A 16,162-nucleotide genomic window follows, 5' to 3' on the forward strand; every position below is an offset into this window, starting at 1 on the left:
CGTTAGCTTGCTAACGTAATACGGTTTCGCCCTAGTCTTTTAGCTTGGAGTAGGGCGTTATCAGCACGAGAAATAAAAGACTCGTCAGATTCCTTTATTTGATATTGCGCTACACCAAAGCTGACTGTCACTGCAATTTCTTGTACTTGAACCATGTTTTTTAGCTGGTGTTTTATTTGCTCAGCTGTTTGCTGTGCTTTAGCGAGATCACTGTGCGGTAGGAGTACAATAAACTCTTCACCACCCCATCGACAAACCACATCATTATCTTGCGCTACTTGTTGACAAGTAAGGGCAACTTGCTGAATTATTTTATCTCCTGCTAAATGTCCGTAACTATCATTAATATGTTTAAAGTGGTCAATGTCTAGCAGTATTAAACTTAGGCGTTGTTGTTTTTGTTGGGCTTGTATGACGTGTTGAGTCAATAATGGATCAAAAGCTTGGCGATTTAGTGCGTTAGAAAGCTTGTCAAAGGATGCTATCGCTTCTATTTGTCGCTGATACTTATCAAATGTGCGATGGGCGTAACATAGCACGAGTAAAATGAGGGACCCACTTAGTAATAAGCTGGAGAGTATCTCTTGGCTTACCAATGACGACGTACCTTTGTTATGGTGCTCTATAATTAAATACCATCCTAATTGCTCCACCCAGCGGCTATGTAAAATGGCTGGCTGTGAATTGTATTCAAATTCAAATGCAGTTTGTTGCTTTAAAAATATATTATCTAGATAAGGTAATAACTCATCATTTTGATGTATGTTGTTGAGTTTTGTCGGCTCAGAGCTCGCTTGGAGTGTTATAGAGCCTTGCTCATCAATAAAATAGATTTTACGATGATAGTGACGCTGATACTGGGTAATGATTTTTTTTAGTTTTGAAAGTGTGATCCCAACGCCTGCAATACCAATTATATTTTCGTGTGCATCAACCACTTTGTAATTTATAAACAAAGTATATTTTGAGGGCGTTAAATGATGTTGATCAATGTTAATAACGTAATCATGGGGGGAGTTAATGGCGGCAATAAACCATTGTTGCTGAGTGAAATTTTCAGAGCCACTGATAACACCCTCACCATCATGATAAAAAACCCCAGATTGGCTTGATGCAAAAAAGCTGATGTCGATATTTATATCTTGTTTTATGTACTTAAGGTATTCAATTAAGAGTTCAGGTTTAGATTCCCCTTGGACTGCCCAGCGCCTTAAAAAAGTATTGTTAGCCATATTTTTAGCAGCGTAAATGGGCTGCATTAAATCTTCTTGTATTTCAGAGTAGACAGTATCTTGAGTCAGGGAGAGTGGGTTGACTGTCTCTTTACTAATTGAGTTATGGGCGAGGTTAAAACTTAACCAACTGGTAAGTATAAAGCCGCAAAGTAGGAAGCCGAGCAAGATGGTATTGTATTTTTTGCGCATCAGTAACATAAAAAGCATCCATACCTTAGAGTCGATAATCATACTAATTCTATTTAGAATATGACTATTTTAGCGAATTAAATAATTCATTTATTCAATGTAATAAGCGCCATGAATAACAATAGCGGCAGAGTTTACTCCATTTTAGTATTGGAGTGAAGAACGAGAAATAATTCTGCTTATTTTATTATTCAAAGCTGAATAAGCTATTAGGGCGTGTCGACCTTTTGTGATAATAAGCTATTAATTAACAGGCATAAAAAAAGCCCGTTAGGGCTTTTTTAGTATCATATCTACCGTCACCGATATGAGCAATGTAGCAAGTAAAATAGTAGGGCGGTTATCTGTCACCAACATCAAGGGGCGTTGCGGTTAGTGACAGATAACCTTAGCTGTTTACGTGCGCCACACGTGTTTCAGGGTCGAGAAACAAATCAGTTTATTCTGTACAAGTCGTTGTGCGCTGCCGCCTTGTTGATATTGATTATCAGTTAGATTTAAATGAGTGTCAACACCTAATTGAAAATTATTCTCATTATCATGTTGGTATTTTAATTAACATTAAAAAAGAAGGTTTTCGGGGAGTTTATGGTGCTGTGCTGCTGTTGAATTTCAGGCATAAAAAAAGCCCGTAAGGGCTTTTTAGTATCATATCTACCGTCACCGATATGAGCAATGTAGCAAGTAAAATAGTAGGGCGGTTATCTGTCGTCAACATCAAGGGGCGTTGCGGTTAGCAACAGGTAACCTTGGCTGTTTACGTGCGCCACACGTGTTTCAGGGTCGAGAAACAAATCAGTTTATTCCGTACAAGTCGTAGTACTTTGCCGTCTTGTTGATATTGATTATCAGTTAGATCTATAAATCTGTCAACACCCATTTGCAAATAATTCTCATTTATTTTGTTTTTTGTAAAAAGTACAAATAAAGCAAAGAGTTACTGTTAGCCCTAATGGAGCTAAAGTGATTTGTAATGGTCAAGGCGACGATTTATTTGTTCTGCAAGCTCTTTATCTGTTTGCCCTTCGCTATCGATGATAAGTAAAAAGTATTGTTGCTCAGTATCGATAACCTTAATCACGGTGTTATCAAATTTCGTTTTTCCATAGGTTACTTCTATACTCGTAATATCTTTAAAGTGCTTTAATCGTGATTCAAGCTGCCCTTGTTCATTTTGCCAATAGCTAAATATATAGTTGTCAGTAATGCCATTACCGTCACTACGAAAATCAAAAAAAGCATCACTGTAAAAATATAAAATATCTTCATCAATGGGCATTAGTTGTTGGCGTTGTAAAAATTGCACCTGAAATGGCCATAGCTTTTCACCTTTGACAATTGATGCGCCGGGTAATAAATAAGCCTCTTGCAGCAGCCCTAAAAATAAAATTGGTGCCCAAATTATGCTGATAACGATGTTTCTTATACGCCATTTAGAGTTATATATCAGTGCTTCAGATGATTGATTTATATGCTGAATATAGTTCACCAGCGGTAGCCAAATGAGTGGGATAATGCATAATCCAATAGTTGCATAGTCACTAAAACGTGTAGTGGCTGTAATTACTATAAGTAGTAACCAGCCAATTAAGGCTAGTGCATTTGGCATGATTTTATTTTTTTTATGGTGCTCTTGGCTGTGTGCAAGTAGCTCTAAAAATAAAGAGTAGAAGAAAAACAGTGCAAAAATCCCACGAGCAATCGGCATTATATGGCTATCTTGCTGTGCTTTTATCGCCAGCCAGTTACGGTAGCTCCAGTAGTTAATAAATAGCCCTAAGGTAAATATGCTATAAATAATAAATTTAGCGTTCGATACAGGGTAAAAATGAGTGTTATTGAAGGTTGGGCGTTTTGCTGATTCTATGCGCCATGCCACTATAAAGAACACCATGCCTATAAGGTACACACATAGCAAAACAATGATCCAACTGTCTTCGAGATCCAACCCGCCAGAATCACTTGTAGTCGCTTCGCCATCAATATATTTAATAATGCCAAAGTGAGTGTGATCGATCAGTTTTTCTCGTTCATCAAGGTATAGCTTGATTTGATCCGCTGGAATATGGTCTTGTTTGGCGCTAAATGAAAAATTAAGCGTGAGGGTGTTTTCAGCAAAGTGAATATTCTTTTTAAAGTAAAAGAAAGGGTTATCAACTTCGACTTGTTCGTTATCAAATTGCCAATTTTGTTCTTCAAATTTAACTTTAATGGTTGTTTCAATGTTATTTGGGTACTGGAAATAGAGCGGAGCGGTACGCGTAATTTGATCTGGTTCGTAAACACTGTTTTGAATCTCTGAGGCATAAAAATCAGCTCTTAGATCTGGGTCAGCAGGTTGCCAAAAATCATCAATCAAATAAAACTCATTGCTTAAAAGTTCACCATTATTGGCATTTTCAGTCACTGTCATCGGCTGATCAATAGTTAGACCTTTAAAGTAGCCTTGGTAATACTCAAGGTAGTCTTTGGCTATTTGATCAAGGCCGTTGCGTGCTAGTGAGCTGCGTCTATTTATGGCTTCAAATCCGCTATACAAATAGCTAGTTTGGAAGGTTGCTGGTTGTTCACGGTTTTGCGCTATGGTGTAGTTATCAGTGGTTTTAATTCTCAGACCGTCAACAGGTGGCGTCATTTTTGTGAGCTGCTGCTCAAAAGGTTTAATGATTAATGCATAGCCATAGTTTGGTTGAGCTAGGTGCTCTAAGCTTCCCGTTTGATAGCTTATCGTTGGGTCTAACCAATAACGTTGTCCCGCATATTCAAGTGTAACAATAACGTGGTCAAACTGGTTCGCAGAAGGGGGAAGCCGATTTAAGCGCTTGCCCTCTTCGGTGTTTACCAGAGCTGGGTAAGCTGGGATCCCCATCGCTTTGAGTAATGATATAAGGAGCACTGTTTTGTCTTTGCAGTCGCCATAGCGCAGTTCAAGAGTTTCTGATGCGGGTGTTGGTTGGTGTGAGTTTGTGCCCATTTCCAAGCCCAAATAACGCACTTCATCTTGGCTAAACTTCAAGGCTGCGGCAATGCGATCAGTGACTTGGAGGTTCTGCATAGTAATATCATCGGCAACTTGCGCAACGCTAGCAGTGACCTCAATGGCAGATTGATATAAAGGAATAGCCCACTCGGTGACCTCTTGCCATGTGTTTAATTCAGAGAAAAAAACCTGTTTATAAGGGCTATACCAACGTGGTGTTTGATTTGAAGATGCAACAGTTGCTTGATTACGTAAGCTGATTTGATAGTCATGCCCAACAGCAAGCGGAGTGTCTTTTATATCAGTCTCACCATTGACAGTATTAATATAAAGTGGCGTTGATTTTTGCCACAGCACACGCATAAATTGTTGTGCAACGGGCACTGACCAGTTTAACGTACGAGACACGCTAAAGTGTTGATAAACAGGATTACGCCCTGTAATCGTAAAGCTGTAGTCGAGTTTGTCGTTTACGCGCATGTCATCAACAATAATATTTAAAGTAAGGCTGCCGTTGTAGATGCCATTGGCTAATTCAGTTTCTCGTTGTAAAACCTTAAATTGCGCGCTGGTGAGTTTATCTATGTATTGGCCATCACGAATAAGGCCCAGCCCATTCAGGGTGAGGGTTTGATAACTGGGATCAAAATCTAAATTTAGTTGGCTGATATAATCAATACCACTTTGATTCACGGCCTGCATAACTGTGCGCGTATAGCGTTGCGTGGGTTGCTGCTGTGAAACGTTGATTTGGGTATCGAGGAGTAAATAGTAAGTACCATCGATAATTTGGTTAACGGGAATGTCAGTTTCAATGAGGGGGTGTTTTTTTACCCAACTATCGGCAGTTTGTATTTGGTATTCTTGGCTGGTGCTATAAAAACTTATAACTAAAAAGCACACGCTAAGAGCGAGGCTGGTTAACTGAGTCCATTTCATTATTGTTCTTCTTTTGGTTGGTTTTTGGTATTCCCTATAGGCGTTAGATTACCAAGCTATTGCTTTTAAGCCAATAAAATGAAGAGGATTCTTTATTTCGGTAAGGTAATTAATACACGTGTACCTTGGCAATGAGGATTGGCTAATAACTGTAGTTGACCACTTTGGTTACGAATAAGTTCGCGGCTTATAACTAAGCCTATGCCAGCTCCTTGTTCTTTAGTTGAATAAAAGGGCACAAATAGGTTGTCGGGATTTGTAATACCAGTACCGCTATCGAGCAGCTCAATAATGACCTTATCACTTTGCTGCTGCCAATTAAGTGTTGGTGCGTGTTTGCCTCCTGCTTCAAAAGCGTTTTTAATTAGGTTTATTAGTGCTTGTTCTAACTGCCCAAGATCAACATTAAAGTGCTGAATCTCAGCGGCTTTAATGACGAGCTGTGGAAATAAAGCATGTAATCTAAGGTTAATTGTCTCGTTCGTCACCGCTTGTTTTTTTGCTGCAGGTAACTGCGAAAATGCGCTGTAGCTGGCCACAAAGTCGAGTAAATGCTGAGCACGTTTTTCAATTACTAGCAGCATGTCGCTGGCTAAGTCAGGCTCTTTATTGATCTGCCCTTGCTGTTTCATCAGTTGCAATGATTGGCTCATTGAATAAATAGGGGTTAGAGAGTTTCTTACTTCATGATTAAGAACCCTAATTAAGCGTTGCCATACCTGCTTTTCATTGGCACGTAATTGCTGCTCGATAGAAAATAAAGTGAGTAGTTCATAGCTTCGCCCGGCGCGCCAAAAAGTTTGTGATGAAATATGAAAACGCTGCTCAAAGCGTGATTCATCGTTTTGTTGCCAATTGCCTTGGCTGTAAGTGAGGCCGAGATTGTTAGCTGTTAAACCATCAATGGTTGAGTTGGTTAAGCTATTTAAAAATGCTTGATTGGTAAAATATATAAGCCCGTGAGGGTCTAAAATAACAATGGGTAAATCAAGCATGCCAACAAACTCAAATACAAACTCTTCGGTTTGCATATAATGGCGTTTATTTTTAGCAATTTTGTTTCTGAGCTTATTAAAATCAGTTTTTAGACCGCTAATACGCCCGCCTTGATATTGCGCTAAATGCCAGCTGTTACTTTCATCGTTCGCTAACGCATCTAATTGCAGGCCAAAGCGATCTATCACATCAGTAATGAGTCGGTAGCATTTAACTAAACCGCCTATCGCAAGCGCTGCTATTGGTAATAAAATGCTGGCGCTGGTAAACCAATCAACATCCCATGCAATGGCGAGCAAGCCGCACAGTAAGAGTAAGACTGCGGCAACTAAATAAATATACCGCTTAATACGTTGTTCAAATGAGAGCACGTTTGGCATTAACTGTCTGCTTCTTTTAAATCGAGCTGATGCTTATCAATACGACGATATATGGCCGACTTACTGAGCCCTAAAAACTCGCCTGCGGCAATGACATTGCCATTAAATTCGGCCAGTGCTTTTTGAATCATTTGTTTTTCAAGCTCTTCCAGTGGCAATAAAGGTAATGATTTATCACCTGCTGCACTATGACTGACCTCACTGCTGGGTTGTTCTAAAATTAAATCATTGGCTGTAATGTTGTCGTTATCGCTCATGATCACGGCGCGTTCAATACAATGGCTAAGTTCGCGTACATTGCCCGGCCAACTGTATTGCGTGAGGGCAGTCATTGCGTGTGTCGTAAGTGTCATATTTGTGCGTTTATATTTTCTACCATGAGTTGTGAGTAGGTGGTTTGCCAGCTCAATAATATCTTCTACTCGTTCGCGCAGTGGTGGAATATGTAGCTCAATAGTGTTGAGCCTGAATAGTAAATCGCGGCGAAATTCTCCCTCTTCAATCGCTTTGGCAAGCTGTGCGTTGGTGGCAGCAATAATCCGTACATCGGCTATTTGCGTTTGGCTTGAGCCTAATACTTCAAACTCTTGGCTTTCTAGCACACGCAGCATTTTACTTTGCAGTTCAAGCGGCAGGGTGGCTATTTCATCTAAAAATAAGGTACCGCCGTTGGCTATTTCAAAGCGGCCTAGGCGGTCTTCTTTGGCATCGGTAAACGCGCCTTTTTTATGGCCGAATAACTCGCTTTCAAATAATGAGGGGGCAATAGCGCCAATATTTACGCTCACGTAACGTTGTTCACAACGGTTAGAATGCTGATGAATATACTGTGCTAATAAGCTTTTTCCGGTGCCATTTTCACCGGTGATTAAAATACTGGCATCGGTTTTTGCTGCGCGTTTAGCGCGTGTAAGTAGTTGCCGCATAGCGGGGGAATTGGCAATGTAATCGGCATTTTTAGTGGTGTTTAAGGCTTTTAAACAAGCATTGTCGTGGCTGGTTTTTTGCTGTTTGAGTTGCTGTTGTACTACCGCCGTTAAGCGCAAGTTGTTCCACGGTTTTTCTATAAAATCTAGCGCGCCTAATTGCATTGCTTTTACGGCAACATCAACACTGGCCCATGCGGTCATTACCACCACGGGTATTGTTGAGCCAAGCGACTGTAGTTGTTTTAAAAATCGCAGCCCTTCGTCGCCTGAGGTGGTGTCGAGTTTAAAATTCATATCTAGCAATATCAGGCTAATAGTACTGCTATTAATTAGGCCCATTGCCTGCTCTGGGCCTTGTGCTTCAATGCATTGATAGCCAATTTGATTTAACGCCACGATGGCGGCCATGCGCACATCGGCTTGGTCGTCGATAACTAAAATTGTGTCCATTTTGTTCTTCTTGTTTCAAGCAAAAGCAAATTGCTTTGCTTTTGCTTGGTGGGTAAACAATATTCGCTTAGTCGTTACGAAGCGCGGCCATAGGTTTGGCTTTAATTAACAGCAATAGTGGTCTAAAGCAGGCAAACATGGCAATAATCAAGGTAATTGTCCATGCTATTAATTGTAGTCGCACGTCCATAATTAACCACGATATTAGCTGTTCTTGTAGCATAAAGTAACCCGCCAATACGGTTGCTATGGCCAGAATAAAGCCAATGAGTACGGGAATAACAGCTTCTTTACTCATGAGTTTAAATAAGCGTATCTTTTTAGCGCCGAGCGCCATGCGAATACCAAACTCATAACGGCGCAGGCCTAAGTTATAGCTCAACACGCCAAAGATGCCTATTGCTGCTAATAATAGAGTAAATAATGCCAAGGTACTACATAGTGCAACGGTTAGGTGGCTCATATACAATAAATCATCGTACTCTTGTTGTAAGTCTCTAAATTGCCATAACGTTAGGTGACTATTGGCTTTTCTTAATAAACTTAAAACTTGCTTACTGGTAAGCTCAACACCTTGCTCTGTTTCAATAACAAACATATAGCTCCAAGGCTGTGCCGGCCACCACATATGCCGACCAAATGATTCATCATAATATTTAGGATGGTTAAAATCCTCCGTTATGCCGACAATTTCAAACATTTTATCTTCAAGGCCTTTGTAGCTTTTACCGATAACATTTGTGTACTCTTGATCGGGTAATAGCCATTTAGCGACACTGATAGATACCAATAGCTCGTTAGTTTCACCGCGCATTGCTTGCTCACTAAAAGTACGCCCAGCGAGTATTTTTGTGCCCACTAAATCAAAGTAATCAGGCCCGACCCACTGGCTTGGAAAGAAGATTGAGCTTTTACCTTCAACATCGGTCAAGGTATTGGCATTTTGCCTTGCGGATACCGGGCTTTGCCCAATAGCAACATCTTTAATGCCCTCACTATTTTGTAATACTTTTTGATACTGCTTAATTTGCTCGTAGCGCTCAGCCAGTGTTGCATTGTTATTGGTTTGAAATAACTGTGCAAAGTACAGGTTTTGAGTGTCGCTACCCAGTGGGCGATTAATGGTGTCGAGTGCTTTGCTAACAATCATAATTGAAAAGCTAACTAATAAAGCGGCCACAAACATTTGTGTGCCAATTAGTATACGCACAGTACGCCCAGATACTTGCGACACGCCGCCTTTGCCACTGTTTTGCACTTGGTTATTTAAGGTTTTGTAGTTAACTAAACGTGCGGTAATCATCGAAAATATATATGCGAGAGCAATGCACATAACTACCGCAATCAGCACCAAATTAAGGTCAACAGCCAAGCTGTTTACTAATGGTAAACGTCCTTCTGCAAGTACTTTAAATAACCGAATACCCCAAATAGATAAAAACAAAGCAATACTGACCGATATGCTCATTAAAATGAGTGATTGCAGTAAAATGCTGCTAAATAAAGTTTTACGTTTTGCGCCCAGTACGGCTTGCAGTGCTAAGGTTTTATGCTGTGCTAATGCGCGCGAGAAAAACAAGGTACTGACGTTCAGTACAGCGATGATCAATAGCCCTACTGCACCTGCAAGCATCATTAAACTAAGTTGATCATTATTACCAAGTTCAACTTCGCGATACGGTGTAACAACGGGCTTTACATCAGTTATACCGCCATTATTAAGCCACTGGGATTTAATCGTATCAATTTGAGCTTTTAAGTCGGTTTTTACTTGCTCGTTAGTGACGCTAGGTTTTAATACTGCAATCAGTTTTAAGTTTCTAAAGGTGTTGGTCCACGGGCTTTGCCAGTCATCATTATGGAAAAATCGACGGTCAGAACTGGTTGGATACCACACATCAACAGAGCCCGCTTTAATCATGTAGGGTGGGCTGAAATTAGCCGCTACAACCCCCGTTATTATATGCCCATCACCTTCAATCTCACTGGCTGTTTTTAAGGACTTACCAATTACATCAGGGTCACTATTAAAATGTTCTTTCCAGAACTTCTCTGAAATGACCGCGCTATTATCAGCTTCCTCTAAAGTTCCGCCCTTTTTAAAGCCATGTCCGAGTAAAAAAGGAGTATGTAGGAGCTCAAAATATTCACCACCCACATACAGCACATCCTTTTTTGGTTGGCCGTCTAAGTATAAAAAAACATTTTCAGCGGCATTCATCATAAAAGCTTGTTCAAAGCTTTGGTTGTTTTTAAGCCAATGCACAATTGACTGGTAACTTTGAAAGCCAACCGCATCATAGTCGTCATAGGTTAGGCTTTGCTCAACCACCACCATGCGGGTTTCGTCAAACACATCAAGGGGTTTTAAAAAGTAACTATTAACCAGACTTAGCACTACAAATAACGTTGCGAGAGTGAGCGCCAAGGTGGCAACAACGGCGGTAACAAACCCCGGTGCGTTCATCAGTGATGCCCACGCCAAGCGCAGTTGACTACGTGTTTTAGTTAAACGGCTCATGTTAAATTACCTCGGCAGTATTAGCGGGTACAGCGCTGGTATTTTCAGTGTGTGCATCTTGGCGCGCCTGCGAATACGAGATAATTTCGCCATCGAGTAATTTTAGCTGAGTTTTTGCACGTCCTGCGTAACGTAAATCATGGGTTACCATACAAATGGTGGTGCCTTTTTGGTTTAGCGCATCAAGTAAGTCCATCACTGCATCACCATTTTTAGAATCGAGGTTACCGGTTGGCTCATCGACCAATAAAATACTTGGTTTACCGGCAAGGGCGCGGGCAATGGCAATACGTTGTTGTTGCCCACCAGATAGCTGGTTTGGTTTATGCTGAGCACGATGCCCCATTTCAACTTCATCAAGCGCATGCTTTACCGCACTTTGAATATCGGCTTGGCTCATAGCTGGTTCTCGATAAGTAAGCGGGAGCGCCACGTTATCAAACACCGAGAGTTCATCTATTAAATTAAAAGACTGAAAAATAAAGCCAATGTGTAAATTACGTAGCTCTGCTTGTTGGTCCATATCAAGGGTTTTAGTATCGACGTTTTTAATTAAATATTGCCCTTCGGTAGGGCTGTCGAGTAAGCCAAGTAAAGACAGTAGCGTTGATTTACCACACCCTGATGGACCACTAATGCAGATGTAATCGCCTTGCGTTATAGCAAGGTCAATATTCTTTAAAGCGTAGGTTTCAACACTTTGGCTGCGGTAAACCTTGGCGATATTTTTTAATGAGATAAGCGTATTTGCGTTCATAAACTTTCCTGTTCTATTTTTATAGTTGCCAAATGCTGCCATTTAGAGAGATCTGAAATGATCAGCTGTTCACCCACTTTTGCGCCGCTTAAAAGTTGAATTTTGTTATCACTGAGTGTACCAAATTCAATTTTAGTTGGGTGGGCTAAATGAGTGGTGGGGTTGAGCTTAAAAAGCATGGCATTGCTATTTGCTTGTGCTTTTATGGGTAAATTAATGGTCAGAGCGTTCGGTATGATGTGACTTATTACATAGCCTTCAATGCTTAAGTCGGGGCGAGCGTTAGCTGGCAGCGTACCTGTTAAATCAAGCTCAATCATTACACGGCCGTCACTGACGATAGGGTCAATACGAGTGACTTTAGCCAATACTTCGCTACTTTCACCTGCGCTAAATGTATTTACTTTAGCGGGCATATTTAACGCTATTTTTTCAGCTTCACTTTGTTGAATACTCAATTCAGCCTTAAGGACTGCATCAGAGCCAACGACGGCAAGCCGTGTGCCCGGCGTGAGATTTTGACCAAGCTCTACATTAAGTGCTTGCAGCATGCCATCAATCCCTGCGGTTATTTGTAAATCATTAAAAGCTTGTTGTTGTACTTGGTAATTTAGTTCAAATTGGCTCAATAGCTCTTGCTGAATTTTGCTGCGTTCATGGTGCATATCGGCTAATTGGGCTAAGCGCTGTTTTTCAATATCTACACGTTGTTCTAGCTGTTTAACGGTTAATAAACTGCGTTTGTAATCAAGGCTAGAGACAATACCTTGCTCGATCAATTTACTTTCGGCCTCTGCACGCAGCTGGGCACTTTCAAGATCGCTTTTTAAAATAGTCAGGTTTGCTTCGCGCTCTAGCAGTTGACTTTTTTGATTGATTATTTGTTCGTTAACGCTGGCTTTTTGCCTCGCTAACTCTAACCGTGCGACTGATAAACGCTGCGCTTGAAGTGGATTTACGAGGCTTAAAATAACCGTGTCTTTACTAACTCGCGTGCCAGGGTAAACATGAATTGCTTCGACCATGGCGGTATCAGTATTGGTTAAGTAACGCTGGTGCTTTGATTTTAAGCGGCCAAACCCACGAATTTTTACCACAAAGTCAGCTTGGGTTACGCTGACAATTTGCAGCTGACTGGCCGCTAATGAATGAGGAGCAAGCCACTGCTGTAAAGCAAAAGCAATTAATCCGCAGCCAATAATCAATAAACCAATAATGAGCTTTTTACGCGACGTTGGTTTATTACTTCGCGCTAAGGTGCTGTCTATATCCATGGTATGTGTTATTCGTTATCAAAAATAATTAACCAGATAAAGCCAGTTTTATGCCAAAGGTTAACTTATTGAAAATAAATAAATTAAATATTTATGGATGCATGGGTTTTCCCATCGATGGGAATATGAATTTAAAAATGGGAGTAAAGTGATTTTTAAATATTGATGTGGTCGCGGCCTTATTCAGCCCTCAAAATTAATCTTTCCAAAATGGCTGTTGTTTTGTTCTTTTTGGGCTTTTTGTTCATTTAATTTATTTGTCTTTTCAGGTACATAACGTTATTTTTTATTGCTGTCCTCGTATTTCCTTCTGCCTGTAAATCAATAAGTGATCAAAAATGAGTCAATTAATAAATAACCTTAGCTTTAGGGTTAAATTTGCTATTCCTGTGGTTGTTGCCCTAGTTATATTTTCTGTGTTGTCAGGGTATGTTCTTTATACATTTAAAGAGCAGGCACGTCTTAATAGCTTTATAAGTTTAGAAGTGCGCACTGTACTTGATGATCTAGAAGATGGTTATCGCGATCTATTCCAAGTAAAAACCGCTGGCTTAAGCATGGTGTTAGGCCAAGGTGATAAGCAAAACTATTTAATTCAGCAAGACGAGTATAGAAGCAATATAGCGCGTGTAGATGCTCGTCTTTCAAGTCCATTAAAGTTGGTTGATTCAGGTTACATCGATGCGATAAATGCACAGCGAATCGATAATATAAAAGCCGATGTAGTTATTTGGTCTCGTTATTATCAAGGGTTATTTAGTGATCATGCTTTAGCAGCAAGTTATTTAGCTGAACATAAACAAGATATGGAAACGGTGCTTGGCCGCATTCGCAAAAACGTTACTACCATGCGTGATGAAATAGACGCTAAACTTTCAAATTCACTCATTGAGATTGACGAGCAACAAACCTCGGCAAGTTATGCACTGCAATTTGGCATGTTATTAAGTTTTGTATTATCGATTGCTGCTACGTGGTTGTTATCAGGCGTTATTTTAGCGCCATTAAAGCAAATGCAACTCGCACTTGAAAACATAGCTTGCGGGCAAGGTGATTTAACCCAGCGTTTAAATATTGAATCGCAAGATGAAATGGGTTCATTAGCGCGTTCATTTAATACTTTTATAAGTAAAATTCATAACACGGTACTTGCAGTTGTTGGTTCGGCTGAGCAGGTACGCACTGAAACGGCAAACTTACGTACTATTACAGCCAGTGTGCTAAACGAAGCCAGTAATCAGCAAGTTGAAAGTGAGCAGGTGGCTGCGGCGGTTAATGAAATGAGTACCACCAGCGATAATGTTAGCCATAATGCTAACGATGCAGCTAGCGCTACAAGTAACGCAAATAACGATGCAAACGTGGCAAAAGCGACTATCGAAGAAACTATCTCGTTAATTAATCAACTTGTAACCGACATTTCAGCATCAAGTGATGTAATAAACACCCTAGAGCAAGATGTGATGAACATTGCCACTGTGCTTGATGTTATTCGCGGGATTGCCGATCAAACAAATTTACTCGCACTAAATGCAGCCATTGAAGCCGCTAGAGCCGGTGAGCAAGGACGTGGTTTTGCTGTGGTTGCTGATGAAGTGCGCTCGTTAGCGAGTCGTACACAAGACAGCACTGGTGAAATTAATGCCATGATTGAAAAGCTTCAGCAAGGGACTAATCAGGCCGTTAGTGCAATGCAAGCGAGCACTAAAAGCGGGCAGCAAACTATTGAGCACTCTCGCGGGGCGGCGCAATCGGTGCAGCGCATTAATGATGCCGTCACCATCATTAATGATATGAACATGCAAATAGCTACAGCGGCGACGCAGCAAAGCCAAGTGAGTGAAGACGTGAATATCAATGTGCAGCGCATCGCTACATCAAGCGGTAATATGCTCGAAAAAGTAGATCATGCTGAACGTGCATGCCAAGCATTGGCGCAGCAGTGTCAACAGCTAGACAACTTAGTAAGCAACTTCAAAGTATAAGTAATGAAGGGGCTTGAGTATATGCTGCCCCTTAATCCGCTTAAATTAGCTAATCCCCGTTAAATAATAGATGACTATCAATGAGTTATTGCTCGTTCTTTTTGTGCATATTGTGCGTGGTTTTTATGCGCTAAATGCATTTTAAACAGATCAATGCAGCTTAACTTCTAAACATTTCGTTAATCTCACGTTAACACTATGCTCGAAGTTAGATGGCAGTGTGCAGTAGCTCATCTTAATGACAACAAAACTAAAATAATTGGTGTGGAGTAAAACAATGAAAGCAAGTAATACACAACTGGCGTTAGCTGTTGCAGCAGCGTTAGCAAGTACCTCTGTGTTGGCCGACAACGATACACAAAAACTACAGCAGCAATTGGATGAGCTACAAAAAGAAGTCGACTCAATGAAAGGCAACAAAGCATTTGACCTTGAGTTTGGTGGCCGCGTTCAGCTTGATTACAATTACTTTAATGGTGCATATAACGCAAATAATGACGGTGATGCTGGCAGTGATTTTTTCCCGCGCCGTATTCGTACGTACGTGGAAAGTGAGCACGGTAATTGGGATCACAAATTATTGCTTGAGTTTGGCGAGGGCACAGCTGAAATCGTGATGGCGCGTGTGCGTTATGCATTCGATAACGGCCTAAAAGTGAAGGTGGGTAAAATCCGTGAAGATATGTCGCTTAATGCGTTAACGAGTTCTAAGCATATCAACACGATTGAGCGTAGTACCTTAGCAAATACTTTCTCACCGTTTTTCCGTTGGGGTGTATCGGCTTATCAATATTTTAAAGACAGTGGCGTGCGTTATGCCGTTGGTGTGTATAAAAACGATGCATTTGGTGCATCAGGCCATGATGAAGATGATAACTTAACACTTGCCGCAACAGGGCGTTTAACGTGGTCGAGCGCGTCGCCGGGCGATGTTATTCACCTAGGTGCGTGGCATTCATATCGTGATATGGGTGGTAATGAATTAGGGGCGCGTTTTGCCCGTGGTGAAATTCGCGAAACCAATGTGCGCTTGGTGGATTACGCTGTTGGTGGTGATGCTGTCGCATTAGATAGTTTATCGCAAACAGGTCTTGAGTTTGCTTTTCAAGCTGACTCACTCACTCTTGAGGCGGAATACGCCAGTCGTTCACTTGATGCCGTAAATAGCGCCGACGCCCTTGATGGTGAGCGCTTTGATGGTTTTCATGTATCAGCCAGTTACTTTCTAGGGGGCGAGCAGCGCCAGTACAAAGCGGGTTCTGCGTTATTTGTACAGCCTAAAGGCGTTAAAGACGCATGGGAACTTGTTGCTCGTGTATCGCAAATGGACGCAACAAGCAGTACGCAAGGCACTGAAGTAACAACTTACACATTAGGCACTTCTTACTACATTAGCAGCGATATTAAATTTATGGGTAACCTTATTTACAGCGATGTAGAAGGCCCAGGAACAATTGCGCTTGTAGGTGATGAAGATTCGGGTATGGGCTTTAGCGCACGTATGCAGTACTTATTTTAAGAGGTAGC

Annotated in this window: 9 protein-coding genes; 2 read left to right on the forward strand and 7 right to left on the reverse strand. The window is 41.0% G+C overall.

What is annotated here, in order from left to right; all coding sequences use genetic code 11:
* Nucleotides 1-2 precede the first annotated feature (2 nt).
* The 7 genes from A7967_RS09265 to A7967_RS09295 all read right to left on the reverse strand — a co-directional run bounded on the left by A7967_RS09265 (nucleotide 3) and on the right by A7967_RS09295 (nucleotide 12,650).
* The gene (locus A7967_RS09265; RefSeq protein ID WP_054205871.1) at nucleotides 3-1,433 is read right to left on the reverse strand and encodes a sensor domain-containing diguanylate cyclase; all 1,431 of its coding nucleotides are present in this window, start codon (nucleotides 1,431-1,433) and stop codon (nucleotides 3-5) included.
* Nucleotides 1,434-2,382: 949 nt separating this feature from the next.
* Nucleotides 2,383-5,343, reverse strand: coding sequence for a DUF3857 domain-containing transglutaminase family protein (locus A7967_RS09270; protein ID WP_054205872.1), 2,961 nt, complete (start codon nucleotides 5,341-5,343; stop codon nucleotides 2,383-2,385).
* A gap of 92 nt (nucleotides 5,344-5,435) precedes the next feature.
* The gene (locus A7967_RS09275; protein ID WP_054205873.1) at nucleotides 5,436-6,719 is read right to left on the reverse strand and encodes a sensor histidine kinase; all 1,284 of its coding nucleotides are present in this window, start codon (nucleotides 6,717-6,719) and stop codon (nucleotides 5,436-5,438) included.
* The gene (locus A7967_RS09280) at nucleotides 6,719-8,098 is read right to left on the reverse strand and encodes a sigma-54-dependent transcriptional regulator (protein WP_054205874.1); all 1,380 of its coding nucleotides are present in this window, start codon (nucleotides 8,096-8,098) and stop codon (nucleotides 6,719-6,721) included. The genes A7967_RS09275 and A7967_RS09280 overlap by 1 nt, the downstream gene beginning before the upstream one ends.
* Nucleotides 8,099-8,165: 67 nt before the next feature.
* Complete coding sequence (locus A7967_RS09285; RefSeq protein ID WP_054205875.1) at nucleotides 8,166-10,619, reverse strand: ABC transporter permease; 2,454 nt, start codon at nucleotides 10,617-10,619, stop codon at nucleotides 8,166-8,168.
* A gap of 1 nt (nucleotide 10,620) precedes the next feature.
* Complete coding sequence (locus A7967_RS09290) at nucleotides 10,621-11,376, reverse strand: ABC transporter ATP-binding protein (protein ID WP_054205876.1); 756 nt, start codon at nucleotides 11,374-11,376, stop codon at nucleotides 10,621-10,623.
* The gene (locus A7967_RS09295) at nucleotides 11,373-12,650 is read right to left on the reverse strand and encodes an efflux RND transporter periplasmic adaptor subunit (protein ID WP_054205877.1); all 1,278 of its coding nucleotides are present in this window, start codon (nucleotides 12,648-12,650) and stop codon (nucleotides 11,373-11,375) included. The genes A7967_RS09290 and A7967_RS09295 overlap by 4 nt, the downstream gene beginning before the upstream one ends.
* A gap of 338 nt (nucleotides 12,651-12,988) precedes the next feature.
* On the opposite strand from A7967_RS09295, the gene A7967_RS09300 reads away from it, so the two are divergent.
* Together A7967_RS09300 and A7967_RS09305 are read left to right on the forward strand one after the other, a co-directional pair.
* Entirely contained in the window at nucleotides 12,989-14,635 is a 1,647-nt protein-coding gene (locus tag A7967_RS09300; RefSeq protein ID WP_054205878.1) for a methyl-accepting chemotaxis protein, read from the forward strand.
* Nucleotides 14,636-14,912: 277 nt separating this feature from the next.
* Nucleotides 14,913-16,154: an OprO/OprP family phosphate-selective porin gene (locus A7967_RS09305; RefSeq protein ID WP_054205879.1), complete on the forward strand. Its 1,242-nt coding sequence runs from the start codon at nucleotides 14,913-14,915 to the stop codon at nucleotides 16,152-16,154.
* Nucleotides 16,155-16,162: the final 8 nt, after the last annotated feature.

Source organism: Pseudoalteromonas neustonica (genome assembly GCF_001653135.1).
In the GTDB taxonomy this organism is placed as follows: domain Bacteria; phylum Pseudomonadota; class Gammaproteobacteria; order Enterobacterales; family Alteromonadaceae; genus Pseudoalteromonas; species Pseudoalteromonas neustonica.

Bases quoted from the DNA above. Each gene is read 5' to 3' on its own strand.
- A7967_RS09300 (WP_054205878.1), top strand. From the start codon at position 12,989: ATGAGTCAATTAATAAATAACCTTAGCTTTAGGGTTAAATTTGCTATT.
- A7967_RS09285 (WP_054205875.1), bottom strand. From the start codon at position 10,619: ATGAGCCGTTTAACTAAAACACGTAGTCAACTGCGCTTGGCGTGGGCA.
- A7967_RS09280 (WP_054205874.1), bottom strand. From the start codon at position 8,098: ATGGACACAATTTTAGTTATCGACGACCAAGCCGATGTGCGCATGGCC.
- A7967_RS09295 (WP_054205877.1), bottom strand. From the start codon at position 12,650: ATGGATATAGACAGCACCTTAGCGCGAAGTAATAAACCAACGTCGCGT.
- A7967_RS09265 (WP_054205871.1), bottom strand. From the start codon at position 1,433: ATGTTACTGATGCGCAAAAAATACAATACCATCTTGCTCGGCTTCCTA.
- A7967_RS09270 (WP_054205872.1), bottom strand. From the start codon at position 5,343: ATGAAATGGACTCAGTTAACCAGCCTCGCTCTTAGCGTGTGCTTTTTA.
- A7967_RS09290 (WP_054205876.1), bottom strand. From the start codon at position 11,376: ATGAACGCAAATACGCTTATCTCATTAAAAAATATCGCCAAGGTTTAC.
- A7967_RS09305 (WP_054205879.1), top strand. From the start codon at position 14,913: ATGAAAGCAAGTAATACACAACTGGCGTTAGCTGTTGCAGCAGCGTTA.
- A7967_RS09275 (WP_054205873.1), bottom strand. From the start codon at position 6,719: ATGCCAAACGTGCTCTCATTTGAACAACGTATTAAGCGGTATATTTAT.